Source organism: Nocardioides sp. CCNWLW239, assembly GCF_037137035.1.
Taxonomy (GTDB): Bacteria; Actinomycetota; Actinomycetes; order Propionibacteriales; family Nocardioidaceae; genus Nocardioides.
The window spans coordinates 1-19,096 of record NZ_JBBBNW010000010.1; the positions used below are offsets into that span (position 1 = coordinate 1).

At 68.6% G+C, this 19,096-nt stretch carries 17 protein-coding genes and 1 tRNA gene; 8 read left to right on the forward strand and 10 right to left on the reverse strand.

The features are described 5' to 3' along the window. Positions 1-742: 742 nt before the first annotated feature. A complete protein-coding gene (locus WBG06_RS25200) occupies positions 743-2,965 on the forward strand; it encodes a DEAD/DEAH box helicase family protein (RefSeq protein WP_336740380.1) in 2,223 nt (740 codons plus the stop codon). A gap of 24 nt (positions 2,966-2,989) precedes the next feature. Next, entirely contained in the window at positions 2,990-3,112 is a 123-nt protein-coding gene (locus WBG06_RS25205; RefSeq protein WP_336740382.1) for a hypothetical protein, read from the forward strand. A gap of 205 nt (positions 3,113-3,317) precedes the next feature. Here the strand turns inward: WBG06_RS25205 and WBG06_RS25210 are convergent, their stop codons facing one another. From WBG06_RS25210 to WBG06_RS25220, 3 genes are all read right to left on the reverse strand, one after another. Further along, positions 3,318-3,821, reverse strand: a complete 504-nt coding sequence (locus WBG06_RS25210; protein ID WP_336740384.1) for an RDD family protein — start codon at positions 3,819-3,821, stop codon at positions 3,318-3,320. Positions 3,822-3,841: 20 nt separating this feature from the next. Further along, the gene (locus WBG06_RS25215) at positions 3,842-4,321 is read right to left on the reverse strand and encodes a hypothetical protein (RefSeq protein WP_336740386.1); all 480 of its coding nucleotides are present in this window, start codon (positions 4,319-4,321) and stop codon (positions 3,842-3,844) included. A gap of 422 nt (positions 4,322-4,743) precedes the next feature. After that, positions 4,744-5,676 (reverse strand): AraC family transcriptional regulator, encoded by a 933-nt coding sequence (locus tag WBG06_RS25220; RefSeq protein ID WP_336740387.1) that lies wholly within the window; start codon positions 5,674-5,676, stop codon positions 4,744-4,746. Positions 5,677-5,756: 80 nt separating this feature from the next. On the opposite strand from WBG06_RS25220, the gene WBG06_RS25225 reads away from it, so the two are divergent. After that, the gene (locus tag WBG06_RS25225) at positions 5,757-6,404 is read left to right on the forward strand and encodes an NAD(P)H oxidoreductase (RefSeq protein ID WP_336740389.1); all 648 of its coding nucleotides are present in this window, start codon (positions 5,757-5,759) and stop codon (positions 6,402-6,404) included. 149 nt (positions 6,405-6,553) lie between these two features. Here the strand turns inward: WBG06_RS25225 and WBG06_RS25230 are convergent. Both WBG06_RS25230 and WBG06_RS25235 read right to left on the reverse strand, forming a co-directional pair. After that, positions 6,554-6,627, reverse strand: a tRNA-Pro gene (locus WBG06_RS25230). Positions 6,628-6,704: 77 nt separating this feature from the next. Continuing rightward, the gene (locus WBG06_RS25235; protein WP_336740390.1) at positions 6,705-7,424 is read right to left on the reverse strand and encodes a FadR/GntR family transcriptional regulator; all 720 of its coding nucleotides are present in this window, start codon (positions 7,422-7,424) and stop codon (positions 6,705-6,707) included. Positions 7,425-7,519: 95 nt separating this feature from the next. Here WBG06_RS25235 and WBG06_RS25240 point away from each other — a divergent pair, with 95 nt between their 5' ends. From WBG06_RS25240 to WBG06_RS25250, 3 genes are all read left to right on the forward strand, one after another. Next, positions 7,520-8,047: a gluconokinase gene (locus WBG06_RS25240; protein ID WP_442945506.1), complete on the forward strand. Its 528-nt coding sequence runs from the start codon at positions 7,520-7,522 to the stop codon at positions 8,045-8,047. Then, positions 8,044-9,432, forward strand: coding sequence for a GntP family permease (locus WBG06_RS25245; RefSeq protein WP_336740392.1), 1,389 nt, complete (start codon positions 8,044-8,046; stop codon positions 9,430-9,432). The genes WBG06_RS25240 and WBG06_RS25245 overlap by 4 nt, the downstream gene beginning before the upstream one ends. Before the next feature lie 81 nt (positions 9,433-9,513). Then, positions 9,514-10,107, forward strand: coding sequence for a hypothetical protein (locus WBG06_RS25250; protein ID WP_336740394.1), 594 nt, complete (start codon positions 9,514-9,516; stop codon positions 10,105-10,107). 41 nt (positions 10,108-10,148) lie between these two features. Here the strand turns inward: WBG06_RS25250 and WBG06_RS25255 are convergent, their stop codons facing one another. After that, positions 10,149-10,643: a VOC family protein gene (locus WBG06_RS25255; protein ID WP_336740395.1), complete on the reverse strand. Its 495-nt coding sequence runs from the start codon at positions 10,641-10,643 to the stop codon at positions 10,149-10,151. Positions 10,644-10,768: 125 nt separating this feature from the next. On the opposite strand from WBG06_RS25255, the gene WBG06_RS25260 reads away from it, so the two are divergent. After that, positions 10,769-11,260 carry a MarR family winged helix-turn-helix transcriptional regulator gene (locus WBG06_RS25260; protein WP_336740397.1) on the forward strand — a complete coding sequence of 164 codons (492 nt, stop codon included), beginning with the start codon at positions 10,769-10,771 and terminating at the stop codon, positions 11,258-11,260. A 61-nt stretch (positions 11,261-11,321) separates the two neighbouring features. Here the strand turns inward: WBG06_RS25260 and WBG06_RS25265 are convergent, their stop codons facing one another. Further along, complete coding sequence (locus tag WBG06_RS25265; RefSeq protein ID WP_336740399.1) at positions 11,322-15,071, reverse strand: S8 family peptidase; 3,750 nt, start codon at positions 15,069-15,071, stop codon at positions 11,322-11,324. 164 nt (positions 15,072-15,235) lie between these two features. Here WBG06_RS25265 and WBG06_RS25270 point away from each other — a divergent pair, with 164 nt between their 5' ends. Beyond that, the gene (locus WBG06_RS25270; RefSeq protein ID WP_336740401.1) at positions 15,236-16,267 is read left to right on the forward strand and encodes a DUF7436 family protein; all 1,032 of its coding nucleotides are present in this window, start codon (positions 15,236-15,238) and stop codon (positions 16,265-16,267) included. Here the strand turns inward: WBG06_RS25270 and der are convergent. The 3 genes from der to cmk are packed head-to-tail and all read right to left on the reverse strand — an operon-like array spanning position 16,264 to position 19,092. Continuing rightward, entirely contained in the window at positions 16,264-17,640 is a 1,377-nt protein-coding gene (gene der / locus WBG06_RS25275; protein ID WP_336740509.1) for a ribosome biogenesis GTPase Der, read from the reverse strand. The two genes, WBG06_RS25270 and der, sit on opposite strands and share 4 nt — an antisense overlap. A gap of 19 nt (positions 17,641-17,659) precedes the next feature. After that, positions 17,660-18,400, reverse strand: coding sequence for a lysophospholipid acyltransferase family protein (locus WBG06_RS25280; protein ID WP_336740403.1), 741 nt, complete (start codon positions 18,398-18,400; stop codon positions 17,660-17,662). Continuing rightward, the gene (gene cmk, locus WBG06_RS25285; protein WP_336740405.1) at positions 18,397-19,092 is read right to left on the reverse strand and encodes a (d)CMP kinase; all 696 of its coding nucleotides are present in this window, start codon (positions 19,090-19,092) and stop codon (positions 18,397-18,399) included. Before cmk ends, WBG06_RS25280 begins: the two co-directional genes overlap by 4 nt. Positions 19,093-19,096: the final 4 nt, after the last annotated feature.

Sequence of the window (19,096 nt, forward strand, 5' to 3'; positions counted from 1 at the left end):
GAGTACGAGACAATCATGACCACACCAGCCACTCAGGCTGCGTGACCCAATCTGTCACCAGATCCTGCAGCAGTCCCATCTCCTCGGCGCGCGGTCTGAGACAGTGCTCGACCGTCCGCTCACACTCCTGGAGCGCAGTGCGATCGACGTCCCGCTGGACGACACCGTCCGCACCACCGACGTGCTGTCCTCCCTCTCGTGGTCGACCGGCTCCTCTCCGCGACCCCGCCGACGATCACGATCACCAACTCAACCACCAACTCACCGAGACGTCGGCTCGTCGCCGATGCATGCTCACCTGTCGATGGCCGGTTCAGGCGGCGGAACCGCGGCGGCTCGTGGGGGATCGCGCCATTCCACCAACCGGTCCCTGCTTCTATCGAGAACGTACAGCCCGAAGTAATCGTGCTCTGGCCCGAGTGGCCAGGCATTTAGCGTTCCGGGAGTGTGCGCCCGGCCAGACAAGAACATGAGGGCCATCCTCACAATTGGGTATCGCGCAGCGGTCCCATGCACGTGTGTCCCACGGGGCAGCGAGAGTAAAGAACCAGTCGCGGTGCCGTTGCGAGCTTCACCTTGGTCGAGTCCGGCGCATCCACGACTGGGCGAACTGTCGGCCACATTTTTGATAGGAACAACGGCTGTGCGCGGCCCGGACGCTTCACGTAACGAACCGACCATCACCCCCACGTCTTCTCTCTCTGGAACATGTCGAAGCCGACTACGTCAGTTGCTGAGTCGAGTGGAGGCAGACCACTCTCTCCTCTGGACGCAGGTTGAACACGAGATCGATCAGACGACCTGCGCGGCAGCGCACGGATTCCAGGCAAGCGAGGTTGGAGGCGAGTTTCTCGCTGTCGACAGTCACGGCCGCGTTCGTCTGACAGCCGAGGGCTCGGATTGGCTCGTCGAAGCCCTGCGACCCGCCCCTGACTGGCAAGCATGCGCGCCTGAGGCGAGCTCCCTGCTGCGAAAGTGGCAGTGCGAGGCGCTCAATGCATGGAGCGATCACGGACGCCATGGAGTTATCGAGGCGGTCACGGGCACGGGCAAGTCACGCGTGGGGGTCGAAGCGGCGCGGGAGGCGATCGGCGACGACTACAGCGTCGTCGTGGTGGTGCCGACCATCGACCTGGTCGACCAGTGGGTCAAGACGATGCGTGAGCACGGCATCCGTGATGTCGGGGCGATCGGAGACGGCCGAACCGCGACGCTGAGCACCAACCAGGTCATCGTCGGCACGGTGCAGTCGCTCTACCTGGCACCACCGACCCGCCCCGACGGCAAGGTGCTGCTCATTGCCGACGAGTGTCACCGCTACGGCGCTGGCCAGTGGGGTAAGGCGTTGCATTCGTCGTACCGCCGGCGGCTCGGGCTGACCGCGACCTTGGAGCGCAACGATGACGGTCTCGACGCGCTGTTGGCGTACTTCGGCGGGCAACCGGTCTTCAAGATTGGCTTCGGCCGCGCGATCGATGACGGCATCGTCGCGCGCTACGACGTCAAGCTCCTTGGCGTGGAACTGACCCCAGCCGAACGCCACCAATACGACGAGGCCGACGATGCGTTGAAGGATGCCCGTCTCAAGCTGCTGTCCGCAGGGCTGTGCCCCGAGCCGTTCGGTATGTTCCTGCACGAGGTTCAGCAGGCCGCCGATGATGACGATGACCCGACCCTCTGCGACGCGGCACGCCGCTACCTGAAGGCGTTCTCGGAACGAATCGACGTGATGACTGGCGCGTGGAACAAGCTCAACGCGATGGAAGTGCTCACGCCGACAGTCCGCGACTCGAAGGGCGCGATTGTCTTCACCCGTCGCGTCGACATGGCAGAAGACCTCGCGTCGGTTCTGGCAGAGCAAGACGTAAGGGCTGCGGCGGTCCACAGCAACCTCACGCGTACCGAACGCAAGGAGCGACTCCTCCGCCTTAAGGCCGGCGGGCTGAAGGCCCTAGTCGCTCCTACCGTGCTCGATGAAGGCATCGACGTCCCGGACATCGATCTCGCCATCGTCACGGGAGGGTCCAAGTCTCGACGCCAGATGATCCAACGCATGGGCAGGGTGCTACGCCTCAAGCGCGACGGGCGCAAAGCGACGTTCATCGTCGTCTATGCCATGAACACTGCGGAAGACCTCACCGAGACCGACGGCACCGAGGGCTGCCTCGACCTCATCGTCGAAAATGCCGACCACGTCCAGGCGCTCACCGTCCGTGACGGCGCCCTCGCCCCGTCGAAGATCGTCTACCGTCGCAAGACCATGGAGCAAGCCTCCATACCTCCAGTGCCTGGGCAGCCCGACCTCGACCGCCTCCATCTCGACGTCGACCCTGACAAGGTGTCGGTGACGCAGCATGTCATCGACCAGTACAAACGGATCCACCCCATCGTCAATGACGAGACCGCGAAGCTCGATCTGGAGGTTCTCCTACGGGCGCTTTTGGAAGGCGGCACGTACGCGATGAGCAGGAAGACTCCTGGAGCGTTCGTCCTGCGCGCCCGTGGGTACGTGCTCGTGATCAAACGAGACCGCTTCGTCCAATACGACTGCAGCCGTGGCGACCGGGCGCGTTGGACCGATCTTCACCCCGCGCAGCCGGACAGGAGCGGGCCAGCTACTGTCGGCGAGCCAACGACCACAGCCGCAACGGCGACGCGACCGGCGGTGCCAGCCGCATCCCCGTTCTCAGCCAAGGCGACCAAGAACCGCGGCACCGTCGTGCGCAGGCCGTCCCAGCCTGTCGACATTCCTTTCCGAAAGCACGCGCCTATCCCAGCCGACGAGGTCGAAACCCCGACTCCCGAACCAGTCCCTGAACCGCCTTCACCGGCACAGCCTGCGGCTGACGATGCCAATGCCGGAGGCCTGCTCGTCGATCAACTCGAACGGCTCGCGGCACTCAAGAAACAAGGCCTGCTGACCGACGACGAGTTTCACCAGGCCAAGAAGCGCCTACTCGGCTGATGAACTCCTGCACTCAAGGAGACGATGAGTCGCGAGCAGGTCGAGCGGCTCAACCGCGACCTCGCCGACGCCTGCGCGACCCTGGACGAGAAGGACGGCACCCATCCATCCGAGCGGGCGCAGGTCATGCGAGAGACCGGGTACTGAAGAATCGCTACCCTCTCACCACGGCGCCGACGTCAGCGCTTCTTCCCTTGGAGCGTGGCGAACACGTCGTTCGCCAGCTTCGCGCACTTCTGCTCCGTATAGAGCCGATTCAATACGCGCTCGAGCCGATGGTCAAGCACCAGCTCGCGCGGTCCGCGGGGCAAGCGACGACACGACCGGTCGCCACCTGCTACCTGCAGCATCGTCAGGGCTGTGGAAGGCCGGATTCGGCGCGGTTGAGGAAGTCCGAGAGCGGCCCCGGCATCTCAGCGCTCCGGTCACCCCAGTCGTAGACGACGCAGGTCTTGGCGATCAAGTCGTGGAGAGAACGATGTTCACGCTGCACCACGATCAAGAGCAGGCCGATCCCGAAGAACATCACACTGAGCGGGAACACGAGCGTCCTGACGAACATGGTTCGCACCCCTGGCGCAGTGCCGTCGGCACGTACGACGCGCAGTCCGGCCAGCCCCTTCCCGATCGTCTGTCCGCTGATGGCGAGGCTGATGAAGACGTAGAAGAAGGCCCAGGCCACGAAGGCAGAGAGCCCGAGCAGGGTCGAGCGGTCGCCGGTGAACGATAGGGACGTGAACGTCTCCAGCAGGAAGCCGAGCCCGGCGACGCCCAGGGTGTAGAGGCCGGCGATGAGAAGGCCGTCGATGGCAGCGGCCGCTGCCCTGCTGATCGCTCCCGCATAGTGTCCGGACACTGAGCGGCGCATCCGGCGGGTCATCGCGCTGCCGTTCCGGTGTCGTGCGCCTCTCCCCTGGCCGCAACCAGACTGAGCGGCCCTTCCCGTCGCTCGTCCGCGCTCCGTCGCATCAGCCGGTCCACGATTCGATCGACGATGACATCGAGTCCCACCAATTGTCGCCGCGCGAGGTCGAGGGCTGAACCAGCCATCGAGTAGGTGCTCTCCGCGACGATGTCGGGGATGCCGGAGCGGCGTACGAGCGCCTCGAGATCGACATTCCTCAGCAGCGCGTCCAGGTCCACGTCGGCGAGAAGCGTGTTGAGATCGACCCGCGCGAGCAACGCATCCATATCGACCCGCGCCAGGACCGCGTCGAGGTCCACCCGGCTGAGCAGCGCATTGAGGTCGACGTGCTCCAGGACGATATCGGGATCGACGGTGACGACGACCCTTTCCGTGACCGCCCCGGCGACTCGGCCGAGAAGCCTCTTGCTGCTCTGCCGACCCTCGGTCATGACTTCGCCGGTTCGGACTCGCGGACCGTCACGACCTTCAGGCCGTCCACGGCTCGGGGGCGACAACCGTGTCGGTCCCGGATCCAGGAGTCGTCGCCGACCGATGCCGCTTGCTGTCTCATCCGGAACCGACGACGCATGTCTGGGTCGTGGTGTCGTCGTGCGCGCAAGATTCCCATCGCAGGCTCCGCCTCTTCCAGTCGTGAATCGCTCGCAGCCTAGAGCCGTCCGATCCGCCTCTTCTCACCCACGTCGGGTGATTCAGCGGTCTGGAAGTGCCCGGTCGCTCAGCTTCTAGCTGTGCTCACCTACGGCCTTGGGCCGACGAACAGGCATTCACACGCTGTTCTGACCGGGATGGATGATGCGCTTCACGCTTCCTCGGCCCCAGTGCGGCCATCGGTGTCAGGTGATGTCTCGGCTCAGGCGGACACGGGCTTCGAGGCTGACAATGAGCGTCTGAACGCGGTGGGACTGCTGCCGCGGACCCGTTTGAATGCCGCGCTGAACCCGAACGAGTCGGCGTACCCGACCGCCTTGGCGATCTGCGCGACGCCCAGGTCCGTACTCAGCAGAAGGTCGGATGCCTCGTCGAGGCGATGCTCGGTGACGTACGTCAGGGGAGGACGGCCGACGACCTCGCGGAATCGGCGCGCGAACAGCGCTCGAGACACGCCCGCCTCGGCCGCCATCCGAGCCACCGTCCATCCCTCGTTCGGTCGGCGGTGGACCGCATCGAGGGCTGGTCCGACCACCGGGTCCGCCAGCCCGCGGTACCACGCCGGCGCCTCGGCGCCAACCCGTTCGAACCAGGTACGCAGCGTGCACACCAGGGCCCAGTCGAGCATCCGGTCCATGAGCGCCTGCGATCCAGGTCGATGGTTCGCGGCGTCACAGGCCACCGATTCCATCCAGTCGCAGACACCGGGCTCCTCCTGGACGATCAGCACTGTCGGAAGCGTGTCGAGAACCCTGTGCGATCGATGACCCACCGTTCGGTATACGCCGACCACGAGGGTCGTCGCGTCCTCGTGGGTTGATGGCGCCGCGTAGTGGTCCTCGTCCTCGCACAGGAAGCAGGCGACCTCGTAGCTCGTTGCGGGGTCATCGACAACGTCGGCACCGTCGGCGAGCAGGAACGGAGCAGGACCGCGTACGACAGCGGTCTCGCCCGGCCTCACCCTCCGTTTGTCTCCGTCGGGGAGGTGAAGCACCCCGCCGCCACGCAGCACCGTGACCATCGTCAGAACCGCCTCGTCCACAAAACGGATGGACCACGGCGTGCTCAGCACGGCCGAGGTCACGACGGAGCCTTCAGCACGGATGCCTGACAGGAGCGAGCTCAATGGATCCATGGCCAAAACGTAGACGAATCCCTATCGATCGGAGCCTTAAACCCATGGATCGTCTACATACATCGCGATGTACTGATCTCATGGCTTCCACACGAACGCTCGTCGTCCTCGCGCATCACCGACCCGACTCACGAACCGCGCACGTCGCCGACCTGGTCGCCGTACGACTCCGCGCGGCCGAGCATGAGATTGATGTCCTCGACCTGCGCGCCGAGGGATTCGACCCCAGGATGACGGTCGAGGACGAGCCCGACTGGGCCAACCGGGACAAGACATACTCGATGCAGGTGCAGCAGCACATGGAACGAGTCCTCGCCGCCGACCTGCTGGTCGTGGTCTTCCCCATCTACTGGCAGAGCACGCCGGCGCTCCTCAAAGGATGGATCGACCGCGTGTGGAACTACGGGTTCGCCTACGGTCGCAGCGCCCCGCGGCTGGCAGGGAAACGCATTCTGTGGCTCGGGCTCGCCGGCGCCACAGCCGAGGACCCGATCGTCGCGCCCATGGTCGACCTTCTGGAGGCTCAGCTGAGCGAGGGCATCGCCTACTACTGCGGGTTCGCGAAGTCTGCCGTCGCAGTGCTTCCGGATGCCGAGGACCAGCCTCAGTCGGTGGACGACCTGGGGAACCTCGTCGTCGGTGAAGCGCCAACCGGGGAGGAACTCGCCGGTCAGCGCCGAGTCTTTGACCGCCGGGTACTGACTGCGGTCGACGAGTTCGCCACGTGAGGACGGCTGCTGCGACTGAAGTCCCGCGTAGACCCGCACTCGACGGAAGACAGCCGGACGGACCGCGACTCCGACGGGCAACGTGGTGACCCTCGCGGACAGACACAAAAATCGCCCCTGACCTGCGATGCAGGTCAGGGGCGAATCTGTCGGGCTGACAGGATTTGAACCTGCGGCCCCTTGACCCCCAGTCAAGTGCGCTACCAAGCTGCGCCACAGCCCGAAACTGCGAGTGGATGACTCCCCTCGAAGCGATCCGAACATTACCGCACAGTGCCGCGCGGCCTCCAATCGGTACCCCTACGGCGGGTCGCCGGCAGACGCGAGGGCTTCGGCGGCCTCGTCGATGATGGCGCGCATGGCTTCCTCGGCCCCGGCGGGATCGCCGCTGCGCACGCAGAGAGCGACTTTCTCGTGCAGCTCGATCGCGGTCGGGTTGGGCGTCGCGGGCATCAGGTGGTGGTGCGTACGCCCGGCGAGGAGCTCGGCGACGAGGTCGCCGAAGGCGGCGAGCATCTCGTTGCCGCAGGCGTTGAGGAGGACGCGGTGGAAGGTGGTGTCGGCCTCGAGGTAGGCCTCGAGGTCACCGGCAGACGCGTGGACGACCATGTCGGCGACCGACCGGGCGAGGGCGCCGTGATGTTCGGGGGCGGCGCGCTCGGCGGCCAGGCGGGCGGCGATCGGCTCGAAGCCGCGCCGCAGCTCGGAGAGTGACAGCAGCTGCTCGCGCCGGCCTTCGCCGTCGAGCCGCCAGCGGATGACGAGCGGGTCGAAGACGTTCCACTCCTGGCGGGGCAGGACGGTGATGCCGACACGTCGGCGGGTCGCGACCATGCCCATGGCCTGGAGCACGCGCACGGACTCGCGGGCGATGGGGCGCGAGACGTCGTACGTCGCCTGGATCCCTTCCAGGGTGAGAACCGCTCCGGCCGCGAGCTCCCCGGAGACGATCTTGCGGCCGAGGGCGTCCCGGACGCTCTGATGCAGACGATGTACGCCATCACCGCTGGAAGTCGTCACGGCGGCATCGTCCCACATCTCACGATCCCGGCAATCAGAATCCGTTTGATCGTTGCGCTTGCGTAACGGATGCCTTTTGATGCACGCTGTGACGCGTGGCACACAACCCTCTCCTCCTCGTCATGGGAGTCTCCGGCTCCGGCAAGTCCACCGTCGGCGCGGTCATCGCCCAGCGTCTGCGGCTCCCGTTCGCCGACGCCGACGACTTCCACCCGCCGGAGAACATCGCGAAGATGTCATCGGGCCGTCCGCTCGATGACCACGACCGACGCCCGTGGCTGGAGTCGCTCGGTGACTGGCTGGCCGAGCACGAGGACACCGGTGCCGTACTCAGCTGCTCGGCGCTCAAGCGCAGCTACCGCGACCTGCTCCACAGCCGCGCCCACGGCCTCCACCTGCTCCACCTGAGCGGCAGCCTCGAGGTGATCGAGGCTCGCCTCGCCGCACGGGCAGGGCACTTCATGCCGCCGGCGCTGCTGCGCTCACAGTTCGCCACCCTCGAGCCGCTCGCTCCCGATGAGCAGGGCACCACGATCGACATCGACCAGGACGTCGACGCGATCGTCGACAGCTACCTCGCCACGGTGACCCCCACTTCGAACCTCACCAAGGAATCCGTATGAACATCCTCGCCGCCGCGACCGAGCCGGTCGCACCGGTCGCTTCAGGAGGCGTGCTCCTGGCCGCAGCAGTGGCCTCGATCGCGCTGATCGTCGTCCTCATCACCTACGCGAAGCTGCACCCGTTCCTCGCGCTGCTGCTCGGGGGCGTCGCCGTCGGCGTGCTCTCCGGCCGGAACGTGATGGACGTGATCACGTCCTTCGGCAACGGCTTCGGGGCGACCGCCACCAGCGTCGGCCTGCTGATCGCGCTGGGCGCGATGTTCGCCAAGCTGCTGGCCGACTCGGGCGGTGCGGACCAGATCGTCGACACGATCGTCGGGCGGTCCTCGGTGCGTACGCTCCCCTGGGCGATGGCGCTCGTCGGCGCGATCATCGGCCTGCCGATGTTCTTCGAGATCGGCCTGGTGCTGCTGATGCCGGTCATCTACCTGGTCGCCCGGCGCGCGCAGGTCTCCCTGATCACCGTCGGGATCCCGACCCTGGCGGGCCTCTCCGCCATGCACGGCCTGGTGCCGCCACACCCGGGCCCGCTCGCCGCGATCGGGGCGCTGGAGGCCGACCTGGGCACGACGCTCGCGCTCGGCGTACTCGTCTCCATCCCGGTCATCATCGTCAGCGGGCCGCTGTTCGGAAAGCTCGCGGGCCGCTGGGTCGTCGTCGACGCGCCGCACACGTTCGACGCCGCTCCGGTGACGGCAGACTCGACCGACGCCCGGCGCCCCTCGTTCGGCATCACCCTCTTCAGCGTCCTGCTGCCGCTGGTGCTGATGCTCGCCAAGGCGATCGTCGACATCGTCATCAACGACCCCGCCAACCAGGTCCAGCAGGTCTTCGACGTGATCGGCTACCCGCTCGTCGCGCTGACCATCGCCGTCCTCGTCGCCATGTTCACCCTCGGGCGCGGCTCCGGGATGGACCGTCGCGGGATCGCCAAGACCATCGAGCAGTCGCTGCCGCCGATCGCAGGCATCGTGCTCATCGTCGCCGCGGGCGGCGGGTTCAAGCAGTCGCTGATCGACACCGGCATCGGGACCCAGCTCGCCGAGTGGGCGCAGGGCTCCGGCGTCTCGGCCATCCTGCTGGCGTGGGTGCTCGCAGTGCTCATCAGGCTCGCAACCGGGTCCGCCACGGTCGCCACGATCACGGCGTCGTCGCTGGTCGTCGACCTCGTGGCCGGTATGCCGGCAGCCGAGGTCTCGCTCGTGGTGCTCGCCGTCGGCGCCGGCTCGGTGTTCTTCTCGCACGTCAACGACGCCGGGTTCTGGCTGGTCAAGGAGTACTTCGGCCTCGACGTCGGCCAGACCATCAAGTCCTGGTCGCTGATGGAGACGGTGCTCTCCGTGTCCGGCCTGGCGTTCGTCCTGGCGCTGAGCCTGGTCATCTGACGCAGGCTGTCGCGAAACTGTCGGTGCCGTCCGACACAATCACTCCTGACACATGGATCACACCCACCACAGGAGCTCACCGTGTCGGATACACCTTCCCCATCCAACACAGCCCCGTCCAACACCGCCCCGTCCACCACGGTCCCGCCCAGCAAGCTCGACCCGATCTCCCGCAAGGGCGCTCCGGCCCACCGGACCAAGTCCAAGCGCGAAGGTGCCGGGCGACGCCAGGGGATGCCGGTGCAGGCGATCAGCCTCTCCGTGCCGGCATCCCTGGCGGCCCAGTGGAAGACCTACAGCCAGGAGGTCCCGCGCTCCCTCGTCGATGTGATGCTCGACGCCGTCGCGGCGACCCGTCCCCGGCTCCCGGTCCTCCTGCGCGCCCACCAGGCAGCTCTGCGGGAGAAGACCAGGCCGGTCTCCGACGGCACCTTCATGCGCAACGTCCCGAAGCCGAAGCGCCTCGAGGACCCGTACGTCACGATGCCGCTGCGCCTGCTCGCGACCAACGTCGACGTGCTGGACGCCATGGTCCACGAGATGGCCGCGGAGTCCCGCTCACAGCTGGTCGTCGTGGCGCTGACGGCGTGGCTGGCCGACCGACGGGCCGAGGAGCAGGTCTATGAGGAGCAGCTCGAGCTCGAGGTGCCCGAGGATCCGTTCGACCGTCCGTGATGGCCGGCGGGACGGGTCGACGACCCGTCCCGGCGGACCGTTCAGAGCACCTTGGTGCCGTACATCTCACCCAGCGGGTCGGCGAGAAGCTCGAGCCGCTCCCCGTCGGGGCCCTTGAAGTAGATCGACGACTTCGACTCGACGATGTAGTCGACCTCCGCGTCGTCGAGCTTGGCGCGCAGGTAGTCCCACGTCTCCCGGGTCACCGAGATCGCGATGTGGTGCAGTCCGCCGAGGACCTCCGCATAGTCCCCGAGGTCGAGCCCGGGGAGCGTGAAGAACGCGAGCAGGTTGCCGGCGCCGACGTCGAAGAAGAAGTGGTCGGAACCGGCGTAGTCGCGGTTCTCGAAGATCTCCGTCAGCGGGAACTCCAGGAGCCCCTGGTAGAAGTCGATCGAGCGGCGTACGTCCGAGGAGAGCAGCGCGGTGTGATGGATCCCGCGAGCCGTGCTGGCCGGTCTGGCTCCCTCCTCGCGGAGGTATTCCTTCTTGATCCGCTCACGATCCTTCGTGATGGAGTCCGTGTCGATGCTCATCGTGCTCTCCCTGCCCTGACTCTTCAGATCCCGAAGAATGACGCCAGGGACCAGTCTAGTTTCTACATCAACCGCTTAGCACGGCAGGCACCGACCCGCGGCGGGGAGTCGGTAAGGTATTCCTCATGGACGAGGTCAAGTGGCTCAGCAACGACGAGCAGGTCGCGTGGCGTGCCTGGCTCGCCGTCAACGCACAGCTCACCGCACGGATGAATCGCGACCTCCAGGCCAAGAACGGGCTCTCCCTCGCCGACTACGACGTCCTGGTCAACCTGACCGACGTCCCGGACCGCTCGCTGCGGATGTACGAGCTCGGTGACAAGCTCCAGTGGGAGAAGAGCCGGCTCTCGCGTCAGGTGATGCGGATGGCCGCACGTGGCCTCGTGGAGCGTCGCGAGTGCCTCGACGACCGACGCGGCGCCTTCGTCGACCTCACCCCGGCCGGGCTCGAGGCGATCGAGGCTGCCGCCCCCGAGCACGTGAAGCTGATCCGCCACGTCATGTTCGACGCGTTCACGCCCGAGGAGGTCGCCGCGTTGACCAAGCTCTACCAGGGCGTGCTCGAGCGCTTGGAGACCTCGCCCGCCGAGTCCGCCGCGGACGGATCCGCAGCCTAGGACGTGCGTCAGGCCCGCAGGTCACCCGTCGGTGACCTGCGGGCCTGTTCCGTCCGGTCTGCTAGCGCGCGACGCCGAACGCCGAGACGATCTTCTGGGTCACCGAGTTGCCGGCGTCGTCACGGGCGGTGGCCCGCAGCGACACCAGGGCGGCCCCCCGCGCCGGGATCCGCAGGCGCGTCTCCCAACGGTCGCCGTCCTTGCGCAGCTTCGCCGGAGCCCAGGTCGAGCCGCCGTCATAGCTGACCTCGAGAGTCGCACCGCTCACCGAGCCGGCACGCTTCGCTCCGGGCACGGTGTAGGGCAGCACCGCGAACGGGACCTCGGATCCTGCGCGCACCGTTCCGTCCAGCGCCGTGTCCACGTCGTAGTCGAGCTGGATCAGCGGCAACGCCGCACCCTGCTCGCCGGACGGGACGGGGTCCGCCTGGTCGGCGACGAACGTCCAGGACGTACGCGTGCTGGTCGAGTAGCGGTGGGTGTCGTCGGCCGCGTCGGTGTCGATCTCGAACCGGTACGTCTGCGGGCCCGCGACCTCGGGAACGGCTGTCTGGACCGCGTGGCTGATGCTCTCACGCACCAGGGTGTCGCCCTGGAAGAGGCGGGAGGTCACCGGGGTCTCGCCCCACGGGAACCCGCCGGTGATGCCGCCCGGCCCGCTGGAGTCGGGGACGTTCACGGCGAACCAGTCGCCGCTGTGCCGCGGTCCCCAGTAGCCGTCGCCCGTGCGGGGCGCAACCACCGGCGCGAACCAGTTGCGCACCGTGGTGCTGCGCGGCTCGTACGCCTGGCGCACGCCTCGCTGCTCCCAGCCGCTCTCGTGGACCACACCCTCGTACCAGGTGACGTCGTCGTAGGTCGAGACGTAGTCGGTCCGCTCGGTGGCCGTAGGCTGCAGCGCCGGGACGCTGAGGCACGGCGGCCACTGGTAGTCGCGACAGTCGGCGCGGTCGTCGACGGCGAGCCGCTTCTCGGTGTCGGTGTAACGGCTCGTCACCGTGGCGAGCTGCTTGGCGGTCGGGGCCAGTGCCAGCTCGGCCGGGATCTCACCGGGCCAGCTCTTGGAGACGTCGTAGAGGTAGGACGGGAACTCCACGGCCTTGCCCTCCAGGGTCAGCCGACCCTTGTCCGCTGCCGCCAGGAGCTTCACTCCCTGCTCGGACCGGACCGACACGACTGGCACATCGTCCTGGGTGGCGATGCCGACCAGCGGGCCGGGTCGGTCGTTGACGACGACGAGCAGAGCAGCGCCGGCGGCCTGGGCGGCCGCCTCCCGCTCCTCGGCGGTGACCGCGTCGTCCCTGGTCACCAGGACGGCCCGGCCCTTGGCCTCGACGCCCTCGTAGTCAGCCGTGGTGCCCGTGCCCGCGGTGACAGCCCGCAGCGCGACCCGGCCGTCGAGCTTGGTCGAGCCGAGCTGGTAGACCGGGTCGAAGCCGACCGGCCGCGGGCTCCGCGCAGTCACGTCCAGTGCCGGCTCGGTCGCCCGCCAGCGTACGGCGAAGTCGAACTCGGCGCTCTCGACGGGGCCGGTGGCCTCGGCGTAGATCGAGTCCACGTCGACCGGGACCGCGTAGGTGGCGCCGAAGGTCGCGTAGAGCCCGCCGATGCCGGAGTCGTTGAAGAACTGGAACCGGCGGTAGGTGACCTCGCTGTCCTTGGGCGTCTTCAGGGTGAGCTCGTCGGCCTGGCGCGCGTCGAGGACGAGTGACCGGTCCTGGTCGGTGATGACGACCTGCGGGTCGCCGACCAGAGCGACGCCGGTCGAGCCGGGGCCCTGGGAGCCGGCGACGTCGAGGAACGCCGTGGCCGAGTAGGTGCCGGGCTGCAGACGCTGGGTCGCCACCGTGCCCGTCTCCGGGTCGATCGGCAGGGTGCTGACGAACTGGTCGCCGTAGCGGTAGAAGTCGACGAAGCCGCCGGTGGGCTTCCCGGACCGGTCCAGGGCGGAGATGTCGAGCGCGTACCGCTCCTCCTCCTTGACCAGTGCAGTCGCGGTGCGCACCGTCACCTCGCCGGAAGCATCGGTCGCGACGACGGCGCCGCTGTACTTGCCTGCGGACGGGGCGTCGTCGGCGTCAGCCGAGATCGTGACCTCGGCGCTGCCGCCGGCCGGGACGACCACCTTGTCGGTCGAGAGCGAGACGAGATCGCTCGCCTTGCCGTCCGGCCCGACGACGTCCGTGCTCAGTGCGAGCGTCACGTCGGCGTCGGTGGAGTTGGTGTAGGTGATGGTGCCGTCGGCCGGCTCGTCGCCGTCGTGCGGCCAGCCGTAGAAGCCGAGGAACCCATCGCCGGACCCGTCCACGCCGTCGAGCGCGGCGGGCACGTCGAGTCGACCGGTGCCGACCTCGTACGCCGGTGCGTCGATGTCCGCCGCCGAGGAGACCAGCGCGTTCTTGAGCTCCTCACCGGTGAGGTCCGGTTTGGCTCCCTTCACGATGGCGGCGGCCCCCGCGACGTGCGGGGTGGCCATCGAGGTGCCGTTCATCGAGCGGTACCAGCCCTCGCCCGACGACTGCTGGGAACGGGCCGCGAGGATGCCGACGCCGGGCGCGGTCAGGTCAGGCTTGATCGCGTGGTCGCCGACCCGCGGGCCGTAGCTGGAGAAGTCGGCACGTACGTCGTCGTCGTCGACGGCTCCGACGGTGAGGGCGGCGTCGGCGGTCCCCGGGCTGCCGAGCGAACCCTCGGCGTAGCTGTTGCCGGCCGCGACGACGAACAGCGCGCCGGTCTCCTCGCTCAGCGCGTTGAGCGCCTGCGCCATCGGGTCGGTGCCGTCGTTGAGGCTGGAGTCACCGAGGCTCATCGAGACGATGTCGGCGTTGGCCGCGCCCCACTCCATGCCGGCGATGATCCAGGAGTCCTGGCCGTAGCCGGCGTTGTCGAGCACCCTGCCGACCAGCAGGTCGGCACCCGGGGCGACGCCCTGGTAGAGACCGTCGCTGGCGGAGCCGGTGCCGAGGACCGTCGAGGCCACGTGCGTACCGTGGCCGTGCACGTCGCTGGTGGCCTCCTCCCCCGGGACGAACGACTTCGCCTCGTCGACCTGGTCGGCGACGTCGGGGTGAGTGGCGTCGATGCCGGTGTCGAGGACCGCCACCGTCGCACCCTTGCCGTCGAAGCCCGCCGCCCACGCCTCGGGCGCGCCGATCTGGGCGGTGCTGCGGTCCAGGGTCGTCTCGGCCTTGCCGTCGAGCCAGATCTTCTCGACGCCACCTGCGAGCTTGCCGGCGTCCGGCCTCGCGGTGTGCGCGCTCGTGCCAGCGGCTGTCACGGCCGACCAGAACGCGGTCGACTTCTTCTTGCTCAGCGCCACGGCATCGGCGTCGATGCTCGGCAGGTCGAGCGTACGCTCCGCCCCCGGCAGCTTCGCCGCCTTCGCGCGGGTGGTGGCCTGCTCCAGGATGAGCGGGGTGGCCTCGACGGTCTCGTCGTCGTACCGCATCTCCAGGAGCGCGGTGACGTCGAACAGCCGACGGTCCAGGGTCCCCGCGGCCAGGAAGGGCTTGGCGGAGGCCGGGGTCGCGTAGACGTGGCCACCCACCTGCTGGGTCTCGACCGCGGTGGCAGCGGCGTCGAGCCCGAGGGTCAGGACGCCGTCGTCGGTGGCGGTCACGTCGATGACATCGCCGGTCACGAGGGTGATCGTGGTCCGGCCGTCCTCGAGGGCGGGCGTACGTGGTGCCGTGCCGGCCGTGGTGCGGCCGGCGTCGGTCCGGGGGCCCTCAGGCGTGGGGTCGGCGCCTGGGGTCGCGTGGGCGCTGCTGGCCACGGTGGCGGCCAGAGCGGTGGCCGCGGCAGCTGCCACGACGGCCTTGGTTGCGGCGGATAAGCCGGATCTGGTTGGGGGTCTCATGGAGATGGACCATGTCAATGCGGTGCGACAGGCGACAAGAGCGATGTCGTGGCGGTTTTACGGCATGGCGCGACTCCGTCAACGCCAGGAAGTCCACTGCGTGTCGCAGAAGTGCCATGCTCGGCAACGTGCTCGGTCTGACCCCTGATGAGACTCTCGCCTACAGCGAGCTCATCGCCATACCCTCCGCCACCGCGGCCGAGTTCGCTGCCGCGCTCAGCGCCTTCGGGACCTCGCCGGGAGAGGCCCAGCTGCTGCTGCGCCGGCTCGAGGAGCACGGCCTGGCCGCGCGGATCACCGGCGACGAGCGGCGCTTCGCCGCCGCTCCGCCCGCGATCGCGCTCGGCGCGCTGCTCGCCCGGCAGCAGGACGACGTGCGGCAAGCGGAGATCGAGCTCAGCCGCCTCGATGAGGCCTACCGGCTGGCGGCCGCCGGTCGCGGACCCACCGATGTCGTCGACGTCATCCACGGCGAGGACGCCGTCCGGCACCGGTTCGAGCAGGTCCAGCTCGGGGCCCGCGAACGGGTCGACGCCTTCGTCCGCCCGCCCGTGATCGTGACCTCCAGCCAGGAGAACTCGGCCGAGCACAAGGCGGTCGAGCGGGGCGTGAAGTATCGCGTCGTCGTGGAGCGCAGCATGCTCGAGAGCCACGACGTGACCGTCGACGAGGCGATCGAGGCCACCGAGGCCGGGGAGGAGGTCCGGTTCACCGACGAGGTGCCGCTCAAGCTCGTCATCGTCGACCGTCGGCTCGCGTTGATGCCGCTGACGTCGTCGGGAGATGTGGTCGGAGCCCTGCTGGTGCGGGAGAGCACGCTGCTCGACGCGTTGATCGCCCTCTTCGAGAACATCTGGGACCAGGCGACGCTGATGCTGGTCGGGACCTCCGGGCTCACCGGGGACGTCGCTGACAAGGTCGACGACGAGGACGCGCAGGTCCTCGGACTGCTGCTCGCCGGGCTCACCGACCAGGCCGTCGCCAAGCAGCTCGGGATGTCGCTGCGTACGGTGCAGCGACGGGTGCGGGCCCTGCTGGACCTGGCGGGTGTCGAGACCCGGATGCAGCTGGGATGGCACGCCGCGAACAACGGCTGGGTGCAGTCCGGGGTGGACGGCCAGCTGCCCTCCACCCCGGAAACGGACTAGCGCTTGCGCTTCTCCCGCACCCGCTGCTGCAGCACGATCGGGGTGCCGACGAAACCGAACTCCTCGCGCAGCCGGCGCTCGATGTAGCGCTCGTAGCCCTGGTCGAGCTTGCCGCTGGTGAACAGGATGAACGTCGGCGGAGCGGTCGAGGGCTGGGTGGCGAAGAGGATCTTCGGCTGCTTGCCGGAGCGGACCGGGTGCGGGTGCTCGGCGACGAGGCGGCCGAGGAACGAGTTGAGCGCCCCGGTGCCGATCCGCGTCTCCCAGCCCTCGAGCGCCTTGTCGAGCGCCGGGACCAGGCGGTCGACGTGCCAGCCGGTGCGCGCGGTGATGTTGATCCGCGGGGCCCACTGCACCTGGACGAGCTCGCGCTCGATCTCACGGTCGAGCTGCCAGCGGCGGTCCTCGTCGACGAGGTCCCACTTGTTGAAGGCGATCACCAGCGCGCGACCGGCCTCGCGGACGGTCTGCAGGATGCGGATGTCCTGCTCGGAGATCTTCTCCCCGCCGTCGAGGACCAGCACGGCCACCTCGGCCCGGTCGATCGCGGTGGTGGTGCGCAGCGACGCGTAGTATTCGTGGCCGCTCGACTCCTTGACCCGCTTGCGGATGCCCGCGGTGTCGATGAAGCGCCACTCGCGGCCGCCGAGCTCGATCAGCTCGTCGACCGGGTCGACGGTGGTGCCGGCGACGTTGTCGACGACCGCCCGCTCCTCCTTGGCCAGCTTGTTGAGCAGGCTCGACTTGCCGACGTTGGGCTTGCCGACCAGGGCGATCCGGCGCGGGCCCCCGATCTCGGTGCCCTCGGGGAGCGGAGGCGGGTCGGGGAGCACCTCGAGGATCGCGTCGAGCATGTCGCCCGAGCCGCGACCGTGCAGCGCGGAGACCGGCCAGGGCTCACCGAGCCCGAGGTTCCACAGTGCGGCCGCCTCCGCCTCGGTGCGCAGGTCGTCGACCTTGTTGGCGGCCAGGACGACCGGCTTGCCGGACTTGCGCAGGATGCGCACGACCGCCTCGTCGGCGTCGGTGATGCCCACCGTCGCGTCGACGACGAAGAGGACGGCGTCGGCCAGGGACACCGCGATCTCGGCCTGGGCCGCGATCCGCTCGGCCAGACCCTGGGCGTCCGGGTCCCAGCCGCCGGTGTCGACCAGCGTGAAGGCCTTGCCGTTCCAGTCGGCGTCGTAGGAGACGCGGTCGCGGGTCACACCGGGGACGTCTTGGACGACCGCCTCGCGGCGGCCGATGATCCGGTTGACCAGGGTCGACTTCCCGACGTTCGGGCGGCCGACGACCGCCAGCACCGGCAGAGGCCCCTGCGGGGCCGTCTCGTCGGACTCGGTGGTGTCTCGCACGCCCTCGGCTGTGTACATCGACACGGGAACGTCGGGGTCAGTCATTGTTCTCCTCGGTAGGTAGCGGACCGGGCAGCTCGCGACCGGTCAACGCCAAGGCATGGTCCAGCTGGACCTGCATGTGCTTCTGGATCAAACCCGAGACATGCCCGACTTGTTCCCTGGTACGCGGCCAGCCTACGCGCTCGACCGGGAAAGGCTCACCATAGACGATGTCGATGCGGGCACCTTTGTGCGGCAGCGACGAGACCCCGCCCCCCGGGTCGCGGCTGCCGATCATGGTCACCGGCACCACCGGAGCGCCCGAGGCGAGGGCGAGGTAGGCAGCACCGCGGTTGAAATGAGCCAGGTCGCCCGCGCCGCGGGTGCCCTCGGGATAGATCCCCATGGCGTTGCCCTCGCGCAGCACCTTCAGCGCCATCTTCACCGCCGCCGGGTCGCTGCCGAACCGGTAGAGCGGGATCTGTCCCGCCCAGCGCAGGAACGGCCCGAGGAACCAGTGCTCGAACATCTCCAGCTTGGTCAGCGCGTGCACCGGCCGGGGCGTGAAGATCGCCAGCAGCGGGCCGTCGATGATGCCGATGTGGTTGGAGGCGAAGACGACCGGCCCGGTCGTCGGGATGTTGCCGGTCTCGTGCAGCCGTACGTCGTAGCGGCGCCGGATCAGCCAGCGCGACGGGCCGTTGAGATGGTTGAGCGGCCACCGGGTGGGGTGCGGGACCCCATCGGTGCGCGGAAGGTCGGTGCGGGGTGCGCCCGCGAGCGGACTCGCGCTCACTCCCCCGCCTTCTCGGCGAGGTCGACGACGAGGTCGATGACCTCCTCCAGCGTGTAGGGCGTGGTGTCGATGTGGGTGGCGCCTTCCGGAACCGCCGCGCCGCCCTGGGTGGAGTCGATCTTGTCGCGGTTCTCCAACGACGCCCGGACGGCCTCCGCGTCGGTGCCACCCTCCTCGGCCGCGCGACGCGCGGCGCGGGCGGCGGGGTCGGCGGTGACGTACAGCTTCAGCTCGGCCTCGGGCCACACCGCGGTGCCGATGTCACGGCCTTCGACGACGATGCCCGACCCGGCGGCGAGCGCCTGCCGGATCTCCTGCTGCTGCAGCGCGACCAGGCGCGCGCGGACCTCGGGGACCGTCGCGACCGGGGAGACGGCGCCGTTGACGCGGTCGCTGCGGATCTCGACCGAGACGTCGGCCCCGTCGAGGGCGATCGTGGGACCGAGCGGGTCGGTGCCGGAGGTGATCACCGGCTTGCCGGCCGCAGCCGCGACCGCGTCGGCGTCGTGCACGTCGACGTCGTTGCTGAGCATCCACCAGGTCATCGCCCGATACATCGCACCGGTGTCGAGGTAGCGCATCCCGAGGCGGTCGGCGACCCCGCGCGAGGTGCTCGACTTCCCGGAGCCGGAGGTGCCGTCGACGGCGATGACGAGGCGGGCGGGGTCGGTGGTGGGGTTGCTGCTGCTCACGGGC